Below are 22,617 nucleotides of genomic sequence, written 5' to 3'. Positions count from 1 at the left end.
ACAATTCCCCGAAAAAGGGGTGAATTGTGCGGCGCATGTGGATCAGATGCCGCAGGACCCCTTGGTGGTCTTCGATCGACCACTCTCACGGACAACCGCCCCGCGCCTCCGCGCAATTGTCAGATTGTCGTCCTCATGCCCGACGGACTGCGCCTCGAAGTGACCTCGGTGGGCGCATCCGTCTTCGACTGAGAGCCCCACGGCGACCGTGCGGATCAGCGCGCGGCGTCCGGCGACGATCCAGCCCAAGAACGCGCCGACCGGAACCGCCGGGTTGGGGTCGGTTTCCAGAGGCGGCAGCAGTTCGATAGTGCCGGCAAGACTAGGCTCCCGTACCCGCCGATCCGCGCTCGGGTCGGGGGGAGAAACGCGGCAGGTATCGGGCGATGACCCCGGCGCCCAGCAGCCCGAGCACACCCAGGGTCGCGACGGCGACCGAGAGGGAGGCCACAGCGGTGACCCCTGCGACGATGAGCGGTGCTCCGGCCCCGCCGAGGTTGCCGGTGAAGCGCCACGCTCCGAGGAACGGCGCAGGGTTCGACTTATCCGCGAGGTCTGCGCCGAGCGTCATCAGGATGCCGCTGCCGATGCCGTTCGCCAGGGAGAGGAACATCGCGACCCCAATGAACCACGTCACGTTCGAATTCAGGTCGTGCGTGAACGACAGCACGAGGTGCCCCACACCGAGCCCGATCATCGACGGGAGTGCGCTCCACAGCCGACCGAACCTGTCCATGATCTGCCCGCTCGCATAGAAGAGCGCGAAATCGACGGCTCCGGCGATGCCGATGATGACCGCGGTGTTCGGTTCGCTGATCCCGATACTCACCGCCCAGAGGGGCAACACAACCTGCCTGCTCGCCCGGAGTGCGCCGATCAGGGCGGCGCCGACGCCGAGCCTCGTGAGCACGTTGCGGCTGTTGTAGATCGTGCGGAAGAGCCCGGCGGACTCCTGCTCGACGAGTGCTTCGCCCTCACGCATGGTGCGACCGGCGAGCCTGACGGTCCGCACGGAGCCGAAGGTCGCGGTCGGGTCGGGGAGCGTGATCAGCATGATCGCGGCGGAGAGACACATGACGATGTGGATCCAGAACGCCGAACTCGCCGTTCCGGTCAGGTTGATGATGACGGCCGTAAGGAACGGGCCGATGAAGTACCCGAGCCTGAATGTCCCGCCCAGCGTGGAGAGCGCCCGAGCCCGGTAGGCGATGGGCACGAAACTCGTCATGAAGGCGTGCCGCGCGAGAGCGAAGACGGCGGTGGCCAGCCCGACCAACAGCACACCGAATCCGAGCGCCACCGGGTTCGGGGCGATGACGCAGATCACGAGTCCCACGATGGACAGGGCACTCGCGCCGATCATCGCCGGTCTCTCGCCGACCCTCGCGATGAGCCATCCACTGGGAATATTGCCGAACAGCTCGCCGATGGTCAGGATGCCGGCCACGAGCCCCGCGATGGCGAGTGTCGCCCCGAGGTTATTCGCGGCGATCGGGATGATCGGGATGATCGCGCCTTCACCGATCGAGAACAGGAGAGTCGGCGCGAGTGCGGGCAACGCGATGGAGCGCCAGCGGAACGGCGGCTCAGAGGTTGACATCGCTTCAACGTTATCGCGGGCAGGCAGACAGGAGTGCGCCGGTAGGCTTGAGTCGACATGGATGAACTGGATATCTCGGAAAACATCGCGGCGTTGCGCTCAACATTCGCCGACATCCGTTCGGTGGTCGGCGTCGACCGCCTCGAGGCGGAGATAGCCGACCTGAGCGGGCAGGCCGGCGTTCCCGACCTCTGGGACGACCCCGACAAGGCGCAGAAGGTCACCAGCGCACTGAGCCATCGCCAGGCCGAGCTCGCGAGGATCACCTCCATCGCCGGTCGACTCGACGACCTCGAGATCATGGTGGAGCTGGCGAACGAGGAGCAGGATGCCTCGGCAGCGGCCGACGCTCGCACCGAGCTCGCGGGCATCCAGAAGCTGCTCGGCGAGCTGGAAGTGCAAACGCTGCTCAACGGCGAATGGGATGCCCACCCCGCAGTGATCACGATCCGCGCCGGTGCCGGGGGAGTGGACGCCGCAGACTTCGCGGAGATGTTGCAGCGCATGTACCTCCGCTGGGCCGAGCAGCACAACTACCCGGTCACCATCATGGAGACGAGCTACGCGGAAGAGGCCGGGATCAAATCCACCTCCTTCGAGATCGATGCACCCTACGCTTTCGGCACCCTGAGCGTCGAGGCCGGTACGCACCGGCTCGTGCGCATGAGCCCCTTCAACTCCGCGGGAAAACGCCAGACCAGCTTCGCCGCGGTCGAGGTCATCCCGCTGATCGAGGAGGCCGGCGCAATCGAGGTTCCCGAGAGCGACATCCGGGTCGATGTGTTCCGGTCGAGCGGTCCCGGTGGCCAGTCGGTCAACACCACGGACTCTGCGGTGCGCCTCACCCATCTTCCGACCGGACTCGTCGTCTCGATGCAGAACGAGAAGAGCCAGATCCAGAACCGAGCGGCAGCGATGCGCGTGCTGCAGTCCAGGCTGCTCATCATGCAGCGGGAGCAGGAAGCCGCGGCCAAGAAGGAGCTCGCCGGCAACATCACGGCGAGCTGGGGTGACCAGATGCGGTCCTACGTGCTCGCGCCGTACCAGATGGTCAAAGACCTCCGCACCGACTTCGAGGTCAACAACCCCTCCAACGTCTTCGACGGCGACCTCGACGGCTTCATCAACGCCGGAATCAAGTGGCGCAAGCGGGACATCGAAGACTAGGCAGACGCGCGAGCACAGCTCGGGGGTGGGTAGCTGTGAAAACCGCCTCCGTGAGTGTCGCTGCGGTCGCAACGGTGGAGCCTACCTAGGCTGTCACCGAAATGATTCGATTCGACACAGTCTCCAAGGCCTATCCGGGCACCACCAGGCCTGCCCTCAACACGGTGAGTCTCGAAATCCTCAAGGGAGAGTTCGTCTTCCTCGTGGGGGCATCAGGGTCGGGTAAATCCAGTTTCCTTCGCCTCATCCTCAAAGAGGAGACCCCGACGAAGGGCGAGATCCACGTGCTCGGCCAGCACCTGAACTCGCTGACCAACCGCAAAGTGCCGTATTTCCGCCGCAACCTCGGTGTCGTCTTCCAGGATTTCCGACTGCTCCCCAATAAGACCGTCTTCGACAACGTCGCGTTCACCCTGCAGGTCATCGGCAAGAGCCGTGGCTTCATCCAGGAGGCTGTTCCGGATGCCCTGAAGATGGTGGGGCTCGCCGGAAAGTCCAACCGCTTCCCTCACGAACTCTCGGGTGGTGAGCAGCAGCGCGTCGCCATTGCACGTGCCGTCGTGAACAAGCCGGCGATCCTGCTGGCCGATGAGCCGACCGGAAACCTCGACCCCGCGACATCCGCTGGCATCATGACGTTGCTCGAGCGCATCAATCTCGGAGGCACCACTGTGCTGATGGCCACCCACGATGCCGGCATCGTCGACCAGATGCAGCGCCGGGTGATCGAGTTGATCAGCGGCCAGATCGTGCGTGACGAGCGGCAGGGCGGGTACCAGACGCAGGCCATCCCGGTGCAGAGCTTCGGCACATTCGCGTCGACGACCGATTCCCAGGGGATCTCGAAATGAGGCTCGGCCTGATCCTCGGCGAAGCGGGCAGTGGGCTCCGCCGGAACGTCTCGATGGTGATTTCCGTCATCCTGGTCACGTTCATCTCACTGACCTTTGTTGGAGCTGCGATCCTGCTGCAGATGCAGATCGGGCAGATGAAGGGCTACTGGTACGACCGCGCCCAGGTCGCCGTCTACATGTGTACCGATGTCGACAACACGGGCAACTGCACGCAGGCCGCGGCGACGCAGGCGCAGATCGACAACGTCGAGGCGCAGCTGGATTCGCCGACTCTCGGACCGTTCATCGAGAAGTACGAGTTCGAGACCCATGATCAGGCGTACGCCAACTTCCAGGACCAGTTCGCGGACAACCCCATCGCGGCCTTCGTCACGCCGGGTGACCTCAACGAGAGTTTCCGCGTCAATCTGGTGGACCCGACGAACGCCGACGTTCTGATCGAGAGCCTGTCTGGCTCGGCAGGAGTGCAGGCGGTCGAGGACCAACGAGGGCTGCTCGATCAGATCTTCTCCATCCTGAACGCTGCGTCCTACACGGCGATCGGTGTCGCGGCGCTCATGCTGGTGGCGGCAGTTCTGCTGATCGCGACGACCATCAGGCTGAGTGCGTTCTCGCGACGGCGAGAGCTGGGAATTATGCGCCTTGTCGGGGCATCGAACCGCTTCATCCAGACCCCGTTCATTCTCGAGGGAGTCTTCGCATCGTTGATCGGGTCGGTGATGGCGGGAGCCGCGATCCTGGCGATCGTGAAGTTCTTCGTGCAGGGTTACCTGTCGACGAGTCTCGGCGCGACGACGACGCTGGTGGGTGTGAGCGATGCGATCGTGGTGGTGCCGATCCTGATCGTCGTGGGTGCGGCTCTCGCCGCGGCATCCGCCGGTGTGGCCATCAGCCGTTACCTCAAGGTCTGATCGCGTCTCCAGCTGGCTTGGGCTAAGCTGATGGGCTGCCGAGCGACGACCCTGTTGACGATGTCACTCGGCGAAACTCAGACGACAACGGAGAAATCATGCCCAGGGATCGCGGCCAGAAGGTGGTTGCCACCAACCGCAAGGCGCGCCACGACTACACCATCGAAGACACCTATGAGGCTGGACTCGTGCTCACGGGCACCGAGGTGAAGTCGCTGCGGGCCGGTCGGGCGAGCCTTGTCGACGGCTATGGCTTCATCGATGGTGGCGAAGCCTGGCTCGATGCTGTGCACATTCCCGAGTTCAACCATGGCTCGTGGAACAACCACCCCGTGCGTCGCAAGCGCAAGATGCTGCTGCATAAGGAGCAGATCCTCAAGATCCACAACAAGGTCAAAGAGGGCGGATACACTCTCGTTCCACTGTCGATCTATTTCTCCGACGGCAACGCGAAGGTGGAGCTCGCTGTGGCCAAGGGGAAGCGCGAATACGATAAGCGCCAAACCCTTCGGGAGCGCACAGATAAGCGTGAAGCCGATCGTGCGATGTCGGCGCGCAAGAACCTCAACGAATAGCTGGCGGGTAACTAGCGGGCGATAAAGCGGGCATCGACAGCGGATGCGACCTCGATCTCCTCTGGTTTCAACTGGAGCTCACTGCCTCCGTGGCCGCCGACCATCATCGAATCCATCGATCCGCGGGCGAATTCTGAGTGCATACCGCCCCCACCACCGCCGGAAGGATCTCCGAGCATGCCGGGATCGGCGAGAGCTGTTGCTGTCACCGAACCGAGCCCGATGCTCTGGGCGAAGACTGTGGCTTTCGCAACGGCGTCTTTCACAGCGCGTGATCGCACCTCCACTGTCGCGGTGGTGCGCGTTGACTCCGTCAGGCTCCAGCCGATCGACGATATGGTCACCCCGTCGATTTCCACCGCCGATTCGACCCACCGGGTGAGGGCATCGAACTCGCTGAACTTCGCGCTGAGGTCGAGAGCCGCATGGTAGACCGGTCTCAACTGCGTTCCTTCGTTGTTCCAGGGCCTCTCGCTCCACACCCTGACGCTGTCAGACGACCACCAGGTGATCGGGCCGGCGGCCTTGTCGTGGATGCTCTCGATCAGGTTGCGCACCGCATCAGACGATTCGACTGCGCGTGTGAAAACCCTGTCCCGGTCGGCGCCGTCGATGTGGACCGACGCCCTCACGGTGGCTCGCTCTGCGGGGTACCACGCCGAATACTCACCCTGCACGGTAATGGTCGTCCCTGCCGCTGACTCAGCCACGATCGCTCCTTCGGTTAGTCACAGCGTAGACGGAGTTCTCTGCTTTCGACTGCGCCGGGACCGCGCCATCCCACGCCCTCTTTCGGTGCCGATTCTTCGCGTCCGGGCAGGGTCATCCGGTGTGTTGGAGTGGGCTTTTCGAGTGCAGTTCGATGGGTTCGCCGCACAGCCCGGGCAGCCCGGGCAGCCCGGGTGGTGGTGTGAGCCAGTAGCTGTTGTCGTCTCGCTTCTTGATCACCCACCCGTTGGCGTGCAGTTGCATGTGGTGGAACCGGCACAGGCTGATCCCGTTGGCAAGTGTGGTGTTGCTGCCGTTGTAGGCGTCGAGGTGGTGCACTTCGGCGAACTGGGGTGGCCGGTGGCAGTCGGTCCAGGCGCAGCCGTTCCACTGGGCGGCGATCGCCGCTCGTTGTCGGGGGCTGTGGAGTCTCTGGGTGCGTCCCGCGTCGATGGGGGTGTTTCCGTCGAACAGGATCGGCAGCATCCCGCTCACGCAGATGTGTCGTTCGGCGGTCTGGATACTGACCACCGCGGACTGCCCTTCGACGTGGGCAAACCCCCGGCCGCTCTCCAGCGCTTCGGCCTGCACGTGCACGCGCACGGCCGGGGACTTCTGGCCGAACACTGCGGTGGAGCCGGCCGCGCGGGTCGCGAGGTGCACGATCTCCACGAGGGTGTCGACGGCGAGTTGCTCGTTGCTGCGGGGGTCGTCGAGCATGTCCTGGGCGCGCTGCACCTCGGCCGGATCCACAAACCGCGGCCCACCACGACGGGGCGACAGGGCCGTCGTCAACGCGCCGACGATGATCGCGGCGGATTCCGGATCCAGCAGCGCCTGCAGCCGGGTCATCCCGTCCCCGGTCTCGAACCAGGCCAGCGTGCGGCGCGAGCGGCGGTGCTCCTCGAGGTCTGCCACCGAGTCGGTATCCAGGCGTGCGCGGGCGAGACGAGCAGCTTTGGCGATATCTTCCGGAGTCGCGCTGCCAGCGCGGGAGACCAGAACCGTCGCAACCTCGAGCAGGTCGCCGCTGGAAACCGCAGGAGATGGTTCCCCGAGACCGGTAGCGATCGCGGCCGCGCTGGCCACCGACAGCTCCCCGGAGGTCACCGCACCTGCGACAGTCGACAACCACGCCGACCCACCACCCGCAACAGAGTCGAGAGCTCGACCGGCGCCCGTCAGCGCACGCGCTTCAGAGGCGGTCGCGCCGGTGAGTTTCTGGATAAGTTTCTCTGCCGACGCTTCACCTGCACGCGCCGCGAGCCCCTGCTGGCCCAGGGCACGATCGGAGCGCCGGGCGATCTCAGCGGCCACGACGGCGGCTCTGGCATCCACCCGCCGACGCGCCACCCCGAGCTCGCCCTGCAACGCGAACAACTCTTCATCGCCACACGAACCCACCCCGACCACCGACGGCAACACGATCACCGCGTCGTCTAAAGCACGGTTCTGGGCCATGTCTGATGTTAGCGCCAATGGAACACAGATACGATGAAATGGTCAAACGGTGGATAACTTCCTAGAACACATCTTCTATCGGCGCGGGGTGGTGGCCCTGAGTGTGGCATTTTCCCGAGCGAGTGAATGCGTCGGCGGGGAACCAATCTAGCGCCGCACAGCTTTTCGACGTACACTTGAGGGCTATCCTCAGGGACGGTTTGGTAATTCAACAGCGCGATAGTGACTGCCTCGATTGTGCAAGCAATCGAGTAGAGCATGGGGATGATCGGTTTCGACATTGCCTGCAAAACCGCGAGAAGCGGGCCGAGGACGCACGGTTATCTCGTAAACGATCCGCGCAAAACACAAGTGCCAATTCCAATAGCACTGTTTCTGCCAAGGCAGACCTCGCCCTCGCGGCGTAGTCTCCTCCGCAACTAATGAAACCGTCAGGCCGGGAATGCTCTCTACCCGGATTCTGGCGTCATCTAGAGAGATTGCTGCGTTCCTGAGTCTCAGGGGCACGCGGGACTTAAACTGAGGCTGGGCCTGTTGACCTGGATGCTCGTAGCAAGGGTCAGGGCCGAGTAGAACGCTTATCGAGCTACACCCGTAGAAGGCGTGGAATTACAGCAGTGGACCGGGGTTCAATTCCCCGCATCTCCACCATGGGGTCGCTATCGCGCTGACGAAAAGGAAGGGCGCATCCGTGAGGATGCGCCCTTTCTTTTTCTCAGTGGACTATTTAGCGGCGCCTTCGAGCGAGCCGGTCGTCGTGCCGTTGGGGTCGTATGCGATACACAGGATCTCGCGGTCACCCGAAGACCAGCTGTCTTCCGTGGGGTAGTAGTAGGAGAAATCCAGAGTCGAGCTCTCATAATCGAGCCCGATGAAGTCGGAGAACGCGCTGGTGCAGTCGCTGACGGCCTGGTCGCTGACCACAGTTTCGCCGGGGAAGTCCCCGTCGGCCATCATGACGCTCTTGAACGCTTCACTGTCGTGCGCGGATGCGCAGTCGATGACCGCGACCTCAGAGACCTCCCCTTCGACGCCTCCGTCGTTCAGGCAATCTCCCACCGCGATCGTGAATACGTCAGTGGTGGTGCTGCCGTCCTCACTGGGAGCCGTCTCACCGGTGATGTTGCCGAGCAGGCTGCACCCGGTGAGGGCCACACTGGCGAACGCGATGGTGAGAACGGCGATGGTGCGGTTGGTGAGAACGCGAGGCATTTCGGATTCCTAGCTGTGGTGTGTCGACGTCAAGGGGTGTTCCTGAAGCCTAGCGAAACTACGGAGCCTTGCTCACCTGTGCCAGCACCAGCTCGTGCAATGGGCCGTTGGTGGCCAGGGCGCTGCCGTTCCAGGGACCGGCTGCGCCATCGACCGAGGTGAATCGGCCGCCGGCCTCGGTGATGATGGGAATGAGCGCGGCCATGTCATATGGCTTGAGATCGAACTCGGTCACGATGTCGATGGCACCCTCGGCGAGCAGCATGTACGACCACATCTCGCCGATCGCTCGCGATCGCCATACGGCCCTGGTGAGGTCGAGGATGAGATCCAGCCGGCCTTCGTCATCCCAGCCCGTGATGCTGTTGTAGCTGAGGGATGCGTCGGCCAGTTCTGCCACGGCGCTCACCCTGATCTGGCGGGCGTCGTCGCCGACGGCCTGGGTCCAGGCTCCGTGACCCGTGGCAGCCCACCACCTCTTGCCGAGCGCGGGGGAGCTGACGACTCCGACCACCGGTACGCCGTCAATGGCCAGGGAGATGAGCGTGCCCCAGATCGGTATTCCGCGCATGAAGTTAGCGGTACCGTCGATCGGGTCGATGATCCACTGGCGGCGGGAGTCGCCTTCTGTCCCATATTCCTCTCCCAGAATCGAGTCTGTGGGCCTCGCCGCTTCGATTCCGCTCCGGATGCTCCGCTCGACGGCCTGGTCGGCATCGGTCACCGGGGTTCTGTCCGGTTTCGTCGTCACGACGAGATCCACGGCGCTATAGCGGTCGAGCGAGATCAGGTCGGCATCTCCCGCGAGGGCGAGGGCGAGGGCGAGGTCGTCGCTCAGGGAGTATTCCGCGTCTGTAGTCACGGTCCCAGCGTATCTGCGGCCGATAGACGCGGCTGCCTAGTGTGCGGTGCTTCCGAGGGTGGTGATCAACCGCTGGAACGAGTCGAGTCTGAGTGTGCCGATCTCGCCGAGGTCGCCCGCTCTCACGCGCGCGACGATGGTGCAGTCCGGCGCATCCGGCAGATGCGTGCACCCACGGGGGCACTCCTCGGCGAGAAGGGCGAGGTCCGTGAACGACTTCAGGATGTTGGCGGGGTCGACGTGTCCGAGCCCGAACGATCGCACGCCGGGGGTGTCGACAATCCAGCCAGAGCCGATGCGATACGAGATGGTCGACGATGAGGTGTGTCGACCGCGACCCGTCACGTCGTTGACCCTGCCGACGGCGCGGTTGGCATCGGGAACCAGCGCGTTGACGAGGGTGGATTTCCCCACCCCTGAGTGCCCGACGGCGACTGTCGTGTGGCCCTCGAGAGCCGCACGGATGTCGTCGAGCGGAAAGTCGTCCGAGCGGCTCTCGAAGATCGTCAGGTCGAGCCCGGCGAAGTTGGCGAGGAACTCAGCAGGGTCGGCGAGGTCGGTCTTGGTGATGCAGAGGATCGGGGTGATGCCGGCATCGAAGGCGGCGACGAGGTAGCGGTCGACGAGTCGCGGTCTCGGCTCGGGATTGGCGGCGGCCACGACGATGAGCATCTGGTCGGCGTTGGCAACGATGATGCGTTCGACGGCATCGGTGTCGTCGGCACTGCGCCTGAGCAGGGTGCTGCGGGGCTGGATGCGGACGATGCGCGCGAGGCTCCCCTCATCGCCCGTGACATCACCGACGAGGTCGACCCAGTCTCCCGTGACGACGGAGACCTTGCCGTCCTGGTTCTTGCCGAGCTCTCTCGCTTTTGCAGCGACCAGCTGGCGCTCCTCCGGTGTGCCTTCGGCGACCCACACGCCATAGCGCCCACGATCGACGCTGAACACCCGGCCGCTGACGGCGTCGGCATGGTCAGGGCGGTTTTTACTCCGGGGCTTATTGGCCTTGGGGTTGGGCCTGACCTTCGCCGACGACTCGTCGTATTCGGAGTAGTCGCCGTCGTCGCCGTCATCGGTGAGCCAGCTCATGAGGCAACCCTCACAGGATCTCGATCGATTCGACGCGCTGGTGCGGTGTGCGCAGCACAGCCATCCACAACTCCGGAAACTGGGGGAGGGTCTTCGCGGTGGTGCCGATGTCATCGACCTCCACCCCGTCGATGGCGAGGCCGATGATCGCGCCGGCGGTGGCCATCCGGTGATCCTCGTAGCTGTGCCACGTGCCGCCGTGCAGGGAGGCAGGACGGATCACGAGCCCATCCTCGGTCTCGGTGACATCACCGCCGAGCGCGTTGATCTCCGTCGCGAGGGCCGCGAGCCGGTCGGTCTCGTGGCCGCGCAAGTGCGCGATCCCGGTCAGCACGGTCTCCGAATCGGCGAGGGCGGCCACGGCCGCAACGGTCGGCGCGAGTTCGCTCGACTCGTCCAGGGTGATGCCGTGGATGGCGCCGGTGCCGGTGACCGTCAGGGTGCCGAGGCCGGCTGCCGTGGGGGAGAAGGTAACATCGCCGCCCATCGACTCGAGGATGTCCGCCATCCTGGCCCCGACCTGCGTCGTCTGCTCCGGCCAACCGGTCACCGTCACGGAACCCCCGGCGACGAGCGCGGCAGCCAGGAACGGGCCGGCGTTGGAGAGGTCTGGCTCGATGTCGACATCGAGCGCCGAGATGGGAGACGGCTCCACAATCCACAGGCCGGGTGCGGGATTCTCGACTGTCACACCGCGGGCGGCAAGGGTGGCGATCGTCATATCGATGTGGGCAAGGCTCGGCAGGGTCTCGCCTCTGTGGCGCAGCGTCAGTCCGCGGGTGAACCGGGGGGCGGCGAGCAGCAGGCCGGAGACGAACTGGCTCGATGCCGAGGCGTCGATCTCGAGCTCTCCACCCTCCACCGATCCCGTTCCGAAAATCGTGAACGGCAGGCTTCCCCGGCCATCATCGCTGACCTCCACGCCGAGCGCGCGAAGAGCATCGATCGTGGTGCGCATGGGTCGGCGGTACGAGGCCGGATCGCCATCGAATGCCACCGGTCCGAGGGCAAGCGCTGCAACCGTGGGAATGAATCTCATGACCGTTCCGGCGAGGCCGCAGTCGACGAAACCACCACCCAGTTCGGTTGGGGTGACCAGAAGGTCCGGCCCGTAGTCGCTGTCTCCCGCGACCTCGACGATGCGGGTTCCGAGGGATTGCAGTGCGCCGATCATCAGGGCGCTGTCGCGGGAATGGAGCGGTGCGCGTAACAGAGAGGGTCCATCGGCGAGAGCAGCCAGCACCAGCTCGCGGTTGGTCAGGCTCTTCGACCCGGGCAGACGGAGCGTCCCCGACAGCGGCCCGGATGCCCGCGGTGCCCGCCACGCACCGCCGAGGTCTTCCGGCACGGGTGCGTCGTCGCCGTACGGGTTGAACTGGGGCTGGGAGAACTTCGAAATCGCCATCGACACCAGAGTATCGCCAACGGCTTTAGGCATTCCCGGAATAGCGGGACTCGAAGAGAGGTTGTGTCTCACAGTAAATGACGTCACATCCGGGAAGCAGGTGGTCATTCGTGAGAACCGCACTCGCCGAGAGGCCGGTCACGTCGGTGCTTGGCGATCTAGAATTAGCCCTGATGCCAAACGACGACGCAACAACCGACGAAGCGAAAGCCACAGAAGCGGCCGCCAAGCGCGACCTCTTCGAGGAGCAGGCGCTGCCCTTCATGAACCAGCTGTATGCGGCAGCGATGCGGATGACCCGCAATCCCTCCGACGCGGCCGACCTCGTTCAGGAAACCTTCGTGAAGGCGTTCCAGGCGTTCGGGCAGTTCCAGCAGGGAACGAACCTGAAGGCCTGGCTGTACCGCATCCAGACCAACACGTTCATCAACAGTTACCGCAAGAACCAGCGAAACCCGTACCAGGGCACCATCGATGACCTCGAGGACTGGCAGATGGGCGGCGCTGAATCCGTCACGCAGTCGACCTCGACGAGATCAGCCGAAGCCGAAGCCATCGACCACCTGCCGGACAGCGCGGTCAAAAACGCCCTTCAGGCGATTCCTGAGGATTTCAGGCTCGCCGTCTACTTCGCCGATGTCGAAGGGTTCTCTTATCAGGAGATCGCCGACATCATGAAGACCCCCGTCGGAACCGTGATGAGTCGCCTTCATCGCGGTCGACGGATGCTGCGCGAATCACTCGCAGATTACGCCCGCGACCGGGGCATCACCGCCGCTGAACCCGTCGCTACGACCACCAGGAGCACATCATGACCGATTGCGGTTGCGACAAAGCCAAAGCCGAACTCGAGGAATACCTTCACCGTGAGCTGAGCATCCAGGATGCCGCTGACGTCGCCGAGCACATCGAGAACTGTGACGACTGCTCGAGCGAGCACCTCGTCGGCCTCGCGCTCACCCTCAAGGTGCGCCAGGCCTGCCAGGAGACGGCCCCAGAGGAGCTGCTCGCGGCAGTGCGCTCGCGCCTGTCGAACGCCTGATCTTCATGAGCAGCCCGGGTGAGCGAGCCGCTCACATAGATAGGGCTGACCGTGGACGTGACACCGTTGCGCTGAGTGTTCCGCTTCTGCCACTCCGGCGTGAAGCCGAGCAGCAGAAGCGGAACACTCGAGGGCTGAGCCCTGGTACTTAGATCGCGAGGGCACGCTCGATGAGGTCGGCCTGTTCCTGGGCGCTGCGCTTCGACGATCCCGTCGCTGGCGACGCTGACGCCTTGCGGGAGGCGACCTTGATGGTGCGACCCTTCAGGTAGCGCGCGAGCTCGAGGCAGATGAACGGCCAGGCGCCCTGGTTCTCCGGTTCATCCTGGGTCCACACGATGTCGGCATTCGGGTACTGGCTGAGCGCCGCATTGATCTCCTGGATGGGCAGCGGGTAGAACTGCTCCATGCGCACGACGGCGATCGACGAGTCTTCGCGCTTGTCGAGTTCGGCGATGATGTCGTAGTAGATTTTGCCTGCGGTCAGCACGACCCGCTTCACGGCCGACTTGTCGGCGATCCTGTTGTCATCGAGCACCGGCTCGAAGCGGCCCTGTGTGAAGTCGCTGATCTCGCTGGTGGCGCCACGCAGTCGCAGCATGGCCTTCGGCGTGAAGACCACGAGCGGCCGGCGTGGGCGCATGTAGGCCTGGCGACGCAGAAGGTGGAAGTACGACGCCGGAGTCGACGGACGCGCCACTGTCATGTTGTTCTCGGCACACAGCTGGAGGTAGCGCTCGATGCGAGCCGACGAGTGGTCGGGTCCCTGGCCCTCATAGCCGTGCGGCAGCAGCATGACCACGCTCGAACGCTGGCCCCACTTCTGCTCGGCGCTCGCGATGAACTCGTCGATGACGGTTTGGGCTCCGTTGGCGAAGTCGCCGAACTGTGCTTCCCAGAGAACGAGTGCATCGGGGCGTTCGACCGAGTAGCCGTATTCGAAGCCGAGAGCCGCGTACTCGCTCAGCAGGGAGTCGTAGATCCACAGTCGCGCCTGCGAGTCGGCGAGGTTGCCGAGGGGTAGCCATTCCTGGCCGTTCTCGCGATCGTGCAGCACAGCGTGGCGCTGCACGAAGGTGCCGCGGCGGGTGTCCTGGCCGACCATGCGCACGGGCGTGCCCTCGAGCAGCACGGAGCCGAGAGCGAACAGCTCACCCATGGACCAGTCGACCGAGCCGTTGCGGCTCATGTCGAACCGCTTTTTCAGCAGGGCCTGCAGCTTGTTGTGGACCGTGTATCCGGCTGGCGGGTTCGCGTGGGCGTCACCGATCAGGCGGATGACCGACTCGTCAACACCGGTGGTCGCGGGCTCGCCTGCGGCCTCCTCGCGCTGCGACTCCGGCTTTTCGAGGTCGGCGACAGCCGTGCCATCAGCGCGGATGATCGGCATGGATCCGGTCTGGGCAGCGTGGGTCTCGGCGAATGCCCGCTCGAGCCGATCCTGGAAGTCGAGGTGGCTCGCTTCGTACTCTTCTTGCGTGATGTCGCCACGACCGACGAGTCCCTCGGTGTAGAGAGTTCGAACCGAACGCTTGGCTTCGATCAGGTTGTACATCAGCGGCTGGGTCATCGACGGGTCGTCGCCCTCGTTGTGCCCGCGCCTGCGGTAGCAGACCAGGTCGATCACGACATCGCGGTGGAACTGCTGGCGGTAGGCGAAAGCGAGCTCCGCCACGCGGACGACGGCTTCAGGGTCATCGCCGTTGACGTGGAAGATCGGAGTCTGGATGGTCTTCGCGACATCCGTGGAGTAGGTCGACGTGTGACCCTCGGCCGGCGGGGTGGTGAACCCGACCTGGTTGTTGATGTTCACGTGGATGGTGCCGCCGGTGCGGTACGCGCGAAGCTGCGACATCTGCAGGATCTCGACCACGATGCCCTGCCCTGACATGGCCGCGTCGCCGTGGACCATGATCGGGAGCACCGTGTACGAGGCGACGGGGCGGCGATCCTGCTTGGCCCTGACGATTCCCTCGAGCACGCCGTCCACGGCCTCGAGGTGGGAGGGATTGGCGGCGAGGTAGACAGGGATCTGCTTGCCTGATGCGCTCGTGAATGTCCCCTCGGTGCCGAGGTGGTACTTCACATCGCCGGATCCCTGAACGGTGCGGGGATCCTGGGTTCCCTCGAACTCGCGGAAGATCTGGCCGTAGGTCTTGCCGGCGATGTTCGTCAGCACGCTCAGTCGACCGCGGTGGGCCATGCCGATGGCGACCTCTTCGAGGTTCTCTTCCGCGGCCTTCTGGATGACGGCATCCAGCAGCGCGATGGTCGATTCGCCACCTTCGAGACTGAATCGCTTCTGGCCGACGTACTTGGTCTGCAGGAAGGTCTCGAAAGCCTCAGCCTCGTTGAGCTTGCCCAGGATGCGCATCTGGTCATCGTGGCTCGGCTTGGAGTACGGCTTCTCGATGTGCTCCTGGATCCAGCGGCGCTGCTCAGGATCCTGGATGTGCATGTATTCCACGCCGACGGTGCGGCAGTATGCGTCCCGCATCATGCCGAGGATGTCGCGCAGCAGGGCTGAACGCTTGCCGCCGAGACCGCCGGTCACGAACTCGCGGTCCAGGTCCCAGAAGGTGAGACCGTGGCTCGAGATGTCGAGGTCGGGGTGTGAACGCTGGCGATATTCGAGCGGATCCGTGTCTGCCATCAGGTGGCCGCGAACGCGGAACGAGTTGATGAGCTCCTGCACCCTGGCGACCTTGCCGACGCTGTCAGCGGTGTCGACGTTGATGTCGGCGGCCCAGTGGATCGGGTCGTACGGAATGCGCAGTGCCGCGAAGATGTCCTCATAGAAGGAGTGCTGGCCGATGAGGCGCTCGTGGATCTTCTTCAGGAACTCGCCCGATCCGGCACCCTGGATGACGCGGTGGTCATAGGTGCTGGTCAGGGTGATGGTCTTGCCGATGGCGAGCTCAGCGAGGGTCTTCGGGCTCGCACCCTGGAACTCTGCCGGGTATTCGAGCGCTCCGGCACCGACGATGGTTCCTGCGCCGCGCATGAGGCGGGGAACCGAGTGCTCGGTGCCGATTCCACCGGGGTTCGTGAGAGAGATCGTGTTTCCGGCGTAGTCGGCGCCGGTGAGCTTGTTCGCGCGACCGCGGGCGACGACATCCTCGTAGGCCACGAGGAAGTCACCGAAGCCCATGGTGTCGGCGCGCTTGATGCCGGGGACCACGAGGGAGCGGGTGCCATCCGGCTTCGGGATATCGATCGCGATGCCGAGGTTGATGTGGGCGGGCGTGACGACCGAGGGCTTGCCGTCGGGCTCGTCGTAGTAGACGTTCTGGCTCGGGAATTCCTTGATCGTCTGCACGATCGCCCAGGCGATCAGGTGTGTGAACGAGACCTTGCCGCCGCGGGTGCGCTTGAGATGGTTGTTGATGACGATGCGGTTGTCGATCATCAGCTTCGCGGGGATGGTGCGCACGCTCGTCGCCGTGGGAACGGTGAGGCTCGAATCCATGTTGGATGCGAGTGCTTTCGAGGCGCCCTTCAGCGTCGCGACGGTGTTTTCCGGCTCTGCTGCAGCCGCGGTTGCGGCGTCCGGAGCTGCTGGTGCCTGCGCGGGAATCGGTTGCGGCTTCGCCTGCACCGACGTGGTTTTGGCGACGGGCTGGCTGCCGGTAGGGGGAGTGGCGCCAGCGGGCGCGATGGGAGCCGTCGGTGCGGTGTCAGACGCTGGTCCAGCGGTGTCTGCCGGAGCTTCCTCGGCTACCTCCACGGGAATCTGGGGTTCGCCTCCCACCGCCGACGAATCCAGGGCGTCAGCCGTGGCTGGCGAGGTGACGGTGCTGTGGTAGTTCTCGAGCACGGGCCACCAGGTCTTGTCGACCAGGTTCTTGTCCTTCAGGTAAAGCTCGTACATCTCGTCAACGAGCCATTCGTTGGCTCCGAATTCGCTCGAGGAGTCACCCTCTGCTGCGATTCCGGTCACTTGGCTTGACACGGCTGACCGCCCACTTTCACTTCTACTTGAGGTCTTAATCCTGTGGTTGCCCGGCATGGAGCACACCGCTGCAAGCGTAATCGCTTTTGCCCCTCGCCCGCAGACCCGACTGAGTGGGGTCTAGCGTTAAGTTCATGCGATTTTATGAAACGACGCCGACCCATGACCTCACGTATTCCGACGTGTTCCTCGTGCCGTCGCGATCTGCGGTGGGTAGCCGGCTCGACGTCTCTCTCGCACCCCAGGACGGCACAGCCGCGAGCATTCCGATCGTCTCCGCGAACATGAATTCCGTGACAGGCCCGCGGCTGGCGGCCACTCTCGCGAGGCGTGGCGGGCTCGGTGTGCTGCCGCAGGACATGCATCACCAGGACAGGGATGCCGCCATCCGATGGGTGAAGAAGCAACCGATCGGCTTCGACGCCGCCGTCATCCTCGCGCCCAGCGACACCGTCGCCACGGCGCTCACGCTTCTGCCACCCGCCGCCGGTCACGGGATCGTCATCCACGATCAGCACGGCGAGTTTCTCGGCGTGATTCCGGCGGAGCGGCTCGCCCACGCGCTTCCGGATGCCCCGCTCGGTGATCTTCTGGGACAGCGGATGGCGTCGCTCGACCTCGACGAGCTCGACGGACCCCGCGCCGCCTTCGACCTGATGGTCAACGCCGACATCGAGTTCGCGCCGGTCATGCACGAGGGGAAGGTCGTCGGAACCCTCAGCCGCACGAATGCGCTGCGCTCGACGCTGTATTCGCCAGCGCTCGATTCGCAGGGCAGGCTGTCCGTCGCTGCCGCTGTCGGCATCAACGGGGATCCCGCGGGAACAGCGCGAGCGCTCGCCGAAGCCGGTGCCGATGTCATAGTCATCGATACCGCCCACGGGCACCAGGACGGCATGGTGCGTGCCATCGCCGCCGTTGCCGCGCTCGATCTCGGCCTGCCCATCGTCGCCGGCAACGTCGTCTCCGCGAGCGCGGTGCGCGACCTGGTGGGCGCGGGCGCGACGATCGTGAAGGTCGGAGTGGGACCGGGAGCGATGTGCACGACGCGGATGATGACGGCGGTGGGCCGACCACAGTTCTCCGCGGTGCTCGAGACCGCCACCGAGGCCACGCGCCTCGGCGCTCACGTCTGGGCCGATGGCGGCGTGCGGTATCCGCGGGACGTCGCCCTCGCGCTCGCTGCGGGGGCTGCATCCGTGATGATCGGCTCGTGGTTCGCGGGAACCATCGAAGCGCCGGGCACCCTCGCGCGGGATGAGCAGGGCCGCGCCTACAAGGAGAGCTGGGGTATGGCATCCACCAAGGCCGTCAGGGAGCGGTTCGACCGGCTCGACGCGTACGAACTCGCCCGCAAGACCCTCTTCGCCGAGGGCATCTCGAGTTCGAAGATCTACCTCGACCCGCTTCGCCCGTCCCTCGAAGACCTGCTGGACATGATCACGTCCGGAGTGCGGAGTTCGCTGAGCTACGCGGGAGCGACCGACCTCTCCGAGTTTCACGAACGAGCGCTGGTCGGGGTGCAGTCGGCCGCGGGGTACGAAGAAGGTAAGGCGCTGCCGGTCAGCTGGTAGCGCGCCGACAGGGCAAGCCATTCGGCCCGTCCACCGGTACACTTGATCAGATAATGGACGACCCTCCCAGTAGCCGCCCTCCCGTTGGTGCCCTCGCAGACCGCTCGCCCTGTTCGCATTCGATCGTCGAACTTTCATGAGTGATCTGCTTCTGCTCGGCATCGGCATCCTGCTGACCATCGGCACGGGCTTCTTCGTCGCCTCCGAGTTCGCCCTGGTCAATCTCGACAGGTCGGACCTCGAGCTGCGTGAGTCCCGTGGCGAACGGGGACTCGGCATAGTGATCTCGGCGCTCAAGAAGACGTCGACCCATCTCTCGAGCGCGCAACTCGGCATCACGCTGACGACGCTGCTCGCGGGCTACACGCTCGAGCCGGCGTTCAGTTCCTTCCTGACGCCGCCGCTGCTGACCTTCCTGCCCGAGGCGGTGGTGCCCGTCGTCTCGACCATCGTCGCGATCACCGTGGCCACCCTGTTGTCGATGATCATCGGCGAGCTCGTGCCCAAGAACTTCGCCCTCGCCCTGCCCCGGGCCACCGGCAAGATCGTGGTGCCATTCCAGGTCGTGTTCACAGCCGTGTTCAAGCCTGCCGTGAGCCTGCTGAACAACTCGGCCAACGGCATCCTGCGCGCCGTCGGTATCGAGCCGAAGGAAGAACTGTCCGGCGCACGCACGGCCGAGGAACTCACCTCCCTCGTACGCCGCTCAGCGAGCGAGGGAAGCCTCGATCGTGACACCGCGACCCTGCTCGCGCGAACCCTCGCGTTCGCCGATCACACGGCGCAGGATGTCATGACACCGCGACCGAGGCTCGCCAGCATCGATCGCACGGAGTCAGCTCAGGATGTCATCGACCTCGCGCGCCGCACCGGATTCTCCCGGTTTCCCGTGCTCGACGACAGCATCGATGACGTCGTCGGATTCGTGCACGTGAAGCAGGCCGTCGCGGTTCCCCGAAAGAAGCGGTCGAAGGTGCCGGTGTCTGCGCTGCAGTCCGATGCCCTGCGGGTTCCCGAGACGATGAAGCTGGATACCCTGCTCGCCGAGCTCAGGGGTCGCGGCTACCAGATGGCCGTCGTGCTGGACGAGTACGGCGGAACCGCGGGCGTTGCCACCCTCGAAGACCTCGTCGAGGAACTCGTGGGTGAGGTATCCGACGAGCACGACCGCACCAAGGCCGACGTCGTGCGATCGCGTGACTGGTTCACCTTCCCGGGAATTCTCCGCCCAGACGAACTGCTCGAACGGACCTCGGTACAGGTGCCGGAGGACGGACCGTACGAGACGGTCGCCGGCTGGTTGATGAGCGAACTCGGGCGATTGCCCACCGTGGGAGACACGATCGAAGTCGAGGCAGGCATTTTCAGGATCGAGAGGCTCGATGGCCGCAGGATCGACAGGGTTCGGTATACGCCGGCCCCGGTCCTCGATGCCGCAACGACCGATCGGGGTGACGCCTGATGGACGTCTGGGGAATCGTCTGGCTTTTCGTGCTGCTCGCCGTGAACGCCTTCTTCGTTGGCGCAGAATTCGCCGTCATCTCCGCCCGGCGCTCGCAGATCGAGCCCCTCGCGGACGCGGGATCCCGGCCGGCAAAGACCGCGCTCTGGGCGATGGAACATGCCACCCTCATGCTCGCGGCATGCCAGCTGGGAATCACTGTCTGTTCGCTGCTCATCCTGAACGTGTCCGAGCCCGCGATCCACCACCTGCTGGAGATCCCTCTCGCACTCACAGGACTTCCCGAAGAGGTGATCAGCACCATCGCGTTCATCGTCGCGCTGCTGATCGTGTCGTTCCTTCACGTGGTGCTCGGCGAGATGGTGCCGAAGAACCTGTCGTTCTCCATTCCGGATCGCGCCGTCCTGGTGCTGGCGACGCCGCTCGTCTTTGTCGCCACCGTCTTCCGCCCGATCATCGTCGCTCTCAACGCGACGGCGAACGGCATCCTGCGCCTGTTCGGGGTGGAACCCAAGAACGAGGCGAACAGCGTCTTCACTCTCGACGAGGTGGCCAACATCGCCGCCCAGTCGACGCGGGAGGGCGTGCTGAGCGACTCGGGCGGCACGCTCAACGCGGCGTTCGAGTTCACCTCGAAGAAGGTGCAGGATGTCGCGATCCCGATGGATTCCATCGTCACGCTCTCCGAGGCGGCCACCCCGGCCGACGTCGAGAAGTCGGTGTCGAAGCACGGATTCTCGCGCTACATCCTCGTCGACGACGATGGCGAGCCGACCGGCTACCTGCACCTCAAGGACGTCATCGACATCGACAGCGACGAGTTCGCCGAGCCCGTTCCGCCGAAACGGATCCGCCAGCTGATCTCTGTCTACCGCGGAACGGACCTCGAAGACGCCCTCGCCACGATGCGACGCTCCGGCGTGCACGTGGCTCGGGCATTCGACGAGAGTGGCGCGACCCAGGGGGTGCTGTTCCTCGAGGACATCATCGAAGAGCTGGTCGGCGAGGTCCAGGACGCGACGAGGCGCCGCTAGAGGGAGTAGCGCGCCCTTTCGTACTGCGGCGGGTAGTAGTCCAGCTCGACCCCGAGTTCGGCGGCCGCTCGCCACGCGAAGTGCGGATCGCGCATCATCCCGCGCCCCATCATCACCGCATCGGCCTTGCCCGACTCGATGATGTCGTTGGCCTGCCGGGCTTCGGTGATGAGTCCGACGGCGCTCACCGGTGCATCCACGTTGGTGTGAACGAACTCGGCGAACGGCACCTGGTAGCCGGGGCTCAGGGGAATCCGCACCCCACTGACGAGGCCGCCGGTCGAGATGTCGAAGAAGTCGGCTCCGGCATCCTGAGCCCAACCGGCGACGACCGATGTCTGTTCTTCATCCCAGCCGCCCTCGGCCCAGTCGGTAGCCGAAAATCTGACGAGGATCGGAACGTCGTCGCCCACGGCAGCACGGACCGCTGTCACGATCTCCACGAGGAGTCTGGCGCGGTTCTCGAGGCTTCCGCCGTACTCGTCGGTGCGCAGGTTCGACAGCGGCGACAGGAACTGGTGCACGAGGTAGCCGTGCGCGGCGTGGATCTCGAGCAACTGGAATCCGGCATCGATGGCGTTGACAGCAGCAGCTGCGAAGTCGGCGACGATTCCCGGGAGCTCAGCGGCGTCGAGCGCGCGCGGGGTGTCGTAGCCCTCGAAGGCGACAGCGGAGGGGGCGACGGTCGGCCATCCGCCGTCGTCGACCGACCAGGTGCCTCGGTGGTGGTCCCACTGGCGAGCGGTCGACGCCTTGCGGCCGGCGTGGGCGAGCTGCATACCGGCTACGGCACCCTGTGACCTGATGAAGCTCGTGACCGGCTTCCAGCCCTCACGCTGCTCGGCATTCCAGATGCCCGTGTCCTGCGGGGAGATGCGCCCCTCGGCGTTCACCGCCGTGGCTTCGGTCATCACAAGCCCGGCGCCGCCCAGTGCGAACGATCCGAGATGGACGAGATGCCAGTCGGTCGGCACGCCATCCCGCTTCTCGACCGAGTATTGGCACAGGGGCGCGACCCACAGCCGGTTGCGGAAGGTGGTGCCCCGAAGGGAGAGGGGGGAGAAGAGGGTGCTCATGCCTGGAGTGAACGCAGGAAGGCATCCAGGTGTTCCACACCGGTGAAATGATGTGTCGTCACCCCGAGTTCGGCCGCGGCATCGGTGTTGACGGACTTGTTGTCGATGAAGATCATCTCGCCGAGCTCGATTCCGAGCTCGCGCGCGACCTCGGAATAGATTGCGGGGTCTGGCTTGATCGCGTCCATCTCTGCGCTGACGAAGACGCGCTCGAAGAAGCTGCCCATCGGGGAGCGCCTGAATCCGCTGGAGAAGTCGAAGCCGGCGTTGGAGAGGATCGCGAGCCTCGTGCCGCCGTCGTGCAGCTCCTCGATCAGGTCGACGGTGCCCGGCTCTGCGCTCCACCAGCTGCGGAAGTCGGCGACCCAGAGTTCGTGCACGCGGGATGCGCGCCACGAGACACCGAGTTCCGCCGCGACCAGCGCCCAGTATTCGGGGATGCTGATGGTGCCCTGGTCGAGCCCGTCGCGGTTCGCCCAGTACGCGGCCCAAAACGGTTCGGCTTCGCACCCCGAGATCGCGAGCACGGCATCCGTGTCGTCCTTGCTGGGCGACCGGGAAATCACCTCGCCGTAATCGAAAACGACTGTGCGGTTCGGGATGCTGATGGCCATTGGTCCAAACTATCGC

General features: G+C 64.8%; 19 protein-coding genes and 1 other RNA gene. 10 read left to right on the top strand and 10 right to left on the bottom strand.

The genetic code is table 11. From position 1 onward, the window contains the following. Positions 1-322: 322 nt before the first annotated feature. A complete protein-coding gene (locus IWX81_RS05325; RefSeq protein WP_199280167.1) occupies positions 323-1,600 on the bottom strand; it encodes an MFS transporter in 1,278 nt (425 codons plus the stop codon). A 57-nt stretch (positions 1,601-1,657) separates the two neighbouring features. Here IWX81_RS05325 and prfB point away from each other — a divergent pair, with 57 nt between their 5' ends. From prfB to smpB, 4 genes are all read left to right on the top strand, one after another. Then, positions 1,658-2,767: a peptide chain release factor 2 gene (gene prfB / locus IWX81_RS05320; RefSeq protein ID WP_199280166.1), complete on the top strand. Its 1,110-nt coding sequence runs from the start codon at positions 1,658-1,660 to the stop codon at positions 2,765-2,767. Positions 2,768-2,868: 101 nt separating this feature from the next. After that, positions 2,869-3,618: a cell division ATP-binding protein FtsE gene (gene ftsE, locus IWX81_RS05315; protein WP_199280165.1), complete on the top strand. Its 750-nt coding sequence runs from the start codon at positions 2,869-2,871 to the stop codon at positions 3,616-3,618. Beyond that, entirely contained in the window at positions 3,615-4,532 is a 918-nt protein-coding gene (gene ftsX, locus IWX81_RS05310; protein ID WP_199280164.1) for a permease-like cell division protein FtsX, read from the top strand. The genes ftsE and ftsX overlap by 4 nt, the downstream gene beginning before the upstream one ends. 98 nt (positions 4,533-4,630) lie before the next feature. Beyond that, positions 4,631-5,107, top strand: a complete 477-nt coding sequence (gene smpB / locus IWX81_RS05305) for an SsrA-binding protein SmpB (RefSeq protein WP_199280163.1) — start codon at positions 4,631-4,633, stop codon at positions 5,105-5,107. An 11-nt stretch (positions 5,108-5,118) separates the two neighbouring features. Here smpB and IWX81_RS05300 read toward each other — a convergent pair whose 3' ends face one another. Together IWX81_RS05300 and IWX81_RS05295 are read right to left on the bottom strand one after the other, a co-directional pair. Further along, positions 5,119-5,817: an SIMPL domain-containing protein gene (locus IWX81_RS05300; RefSeq protein ID WP_199280162.1), complete on the bottom strand. Its 699-nt coding sequence runs from the start codon at positions 5,815-5,817 to the stop codon at positions 5,119-5,121. 112 nt (positions 5,818-5,929) lie between these two features. After that, complete coding sequence (locus IWX81_RS05295; RefSeq protein WP_199280161.1) at positions 5,930-7,276, bottom strand: HNH endonuclease signature motif containing protein; 1,347 nt, start codon at positions 7,274-7,276, stop codon at positions 5,930-5,932. Between the two features lie 260 nt (positions 7,277-7,536). On the opposite strand from IWX81_RS05295, the gene ssrA reads away from it, so the two are divergent. Continuing rightward, positions 7,537-7,927, top strand: a transfer-messenger RNA (tmRNA) gene (gene ssrA, locus IWX81_RS05290). A 72-nt stretch (positions 7,928-7,999) separates the two neighbouring features. On the opposite strand, the gene IWX81_RS05285 is transcribed toward ssrA, so the two are convergent. Genes IWX81_RS05285 through aroA form a run of 4 tightly spaced genes read right to left on the bottom strand, consistent with a single transcriptional unit; the run spans position 8,000 to position 11,847 of the window. Next, positions 8,000-8,488 carry a septum formation family protein gene (locus IWX81_RS05285; protein WP_199280160.1) on the bottom strand — a complete coding sequence of 163 codons (489 nt, stop codon included), beginning with the start codon at positions 8,486-8,488 and terminating at the stop codon, positions 8,000-8,002. Between the two features lie 58 nt (positions 8,489-8,546). Beyond that, positions 8,547-9,350 (bottom strand): inositol monophosphatase family protein, encoded by an 804-nt coding sequence (locus tag IWX81_RS05280; RefSeq protein WP_199280159.1) that lies wholly within the window; start codon positions 9,348-9,350, stop codon positions 8,547-8,549. A 36-nt stretch (positions 9,351-9,386) separates the two neighbouring features. Next, entirely contained in the window at positions 9,387-10,442 is a 1,056-nt protein-coding gene (rsgA, locus tag IWX81_RS05275; protein WP_199280158.1) for a ribosome small subunit-dependent GTPase A, read from the bottom strand. Between the two features lie 10 nt (positions 10,443-10,452). Next, positions 10,453-11,847: a 3-phosphoshikimate 1-carboxyvinyltransferase gene (gene aroA, locus IWX81_RS05270; protein WP_199280157.1), complete on the bottom strand. Its 1,395-nt coding sequence runs from the start codon at positions 11,845-11,847 to the stop codon at positions 10,453-10,455. A gap of 173 nt (positions 11,848-12,020) precedes the next feature. Here aroA and IWX81_RS05265 point away from each other — a divergent pair, with 173 nt between their 5' ends. Then, positions 12,021-12,662, top strand: a complete 642-nt coding sequence (locus tag IWX81_RS05265) for a sigma-70 family RNA polymerase sigma factor (protein ID WP_199280156.1) — start codon at positions 12,021-12,023, stop codon at positions 12,660-12,662. Next, entirely contained in the window at positions 12,659-12,889 is a 231-nt protein-coding gene (locus IWX81_RS05260) for a zf-HC2 domain-containing protein (RefSeq protein WP_199280155.1), read from the top strand. Before IWX81_RS05265 ends, IWX81_RS05260 begins: the two co-directional genes overlap by 4 nt. Positions 12,890-13,037: 148 nt before the next feature. Here IWX81_RS05260 and IWX81_RS05255 read toward each other — a convergent pair whose 3' ends face one another. Next, entirely contained in the window at positions 13,038-16,841 is a 3,804-nt protein-coding gene (locus tag IWX81_RS05255) for a multifunctional oxoglutarate decarboxylase/oxoglutarate dehydrogenase thiamine pyrophosphate-binding subunit/dihydrolipoyllysine-residue succinyltransferase subunit (protein ID WP_199280154.1), read from the bottom strand. Positions 16,842-16,975: 134 nt separating this feature from the next. On the opposite strand from IWX81_RS05255, the gene IWX81_RS05250 reads away from it, so the two are divergent. From IWX81_RS05250 to IWX81_RS05240, 3 genes are all read left to right on the top strand, one after another. Further along, on the top strand, positions 16,976-18,415 hold the full coding sequence (locus IWX81_RS05250; protein WP_199280153.1) for a GuaB1 family IMP dehydrogenase-related protein: 1,440 nt from the start codon (positions 16,976-16,978) through the stop codon (positions 18,413-18,415). A 136-nt stretch (positions 18,416-18,551) separates the two neighbouring features. Continuing rightward, positions 18,552-19,877 carry a hemolysin family protein gene (locus IWX81_RS05245; RefSeq protein ID WP_199280152.1) on the top strand — a complete coding sequence of 442 codons (1,326 nt, stop codon included), beginning with the start codon at positions 18,552-18,554 and terminating at the stop codon, positions 19,875-19,877. Continuing rightward, a complete protein-coding gene (locus IWX81_RS05240; RefSeq protein WP_199280151.1) occupies positions 19,877-20,911 on the top strand; it encodes a hemolysin family protein in 1,035 nt (344 codons plus the stop codon). The genes IWX81_RS05245 and IWX81_RS05240 overlap by 1 nt, the downstream gene beginning before the upstream one ends. Here IWX81_RS05240 and IWX81_RS05235 read toward each other — a convergent pair. Further along, positions 20,908-21,987, bottom strand: coding sequence for an NADH:flavin oxidoreductase/NADH oxidase (locus IWX81_RS05235; protein WP_199280150.1), 1,080 nt, complete (start codon positions 21,985-21,987; stop codon positions 20,908-20,910). The genes IWX81_RS05240 and IWX81_RS05235 overlap by 4 nt on opposite strands. After that, positions 21,984-22,601, bottom strand: coding sequence for an HAD-IA family hydrolase (locus IWX81_RS05230; protein WP_199280149.1), 618 nt, complete (start codon positions 22,599-22,601; stop codon positions 21,984-21,986). The genes IWX81_RS05235 and IWX81_RS05230 overlap by 4 nt, the downstream gene beginning before the upstream one ends. Positions 22,602-22,617 lie beyond the last annotated feature (16 nt).

It is taken from the genome of Salinibacterium sp. CAN_S4, assembly GCF_015752305.1.
Classification (GTDB): Bacteria; Actinomycetota; Actinomycetes; order Actinomycetales; family Microbacteriaceae; genus Rhodoglobus.
Note: the sequence above shows the minus strand (reverse complement) of the source record. Positions and strands in the feature narration are given on the sequence as shown.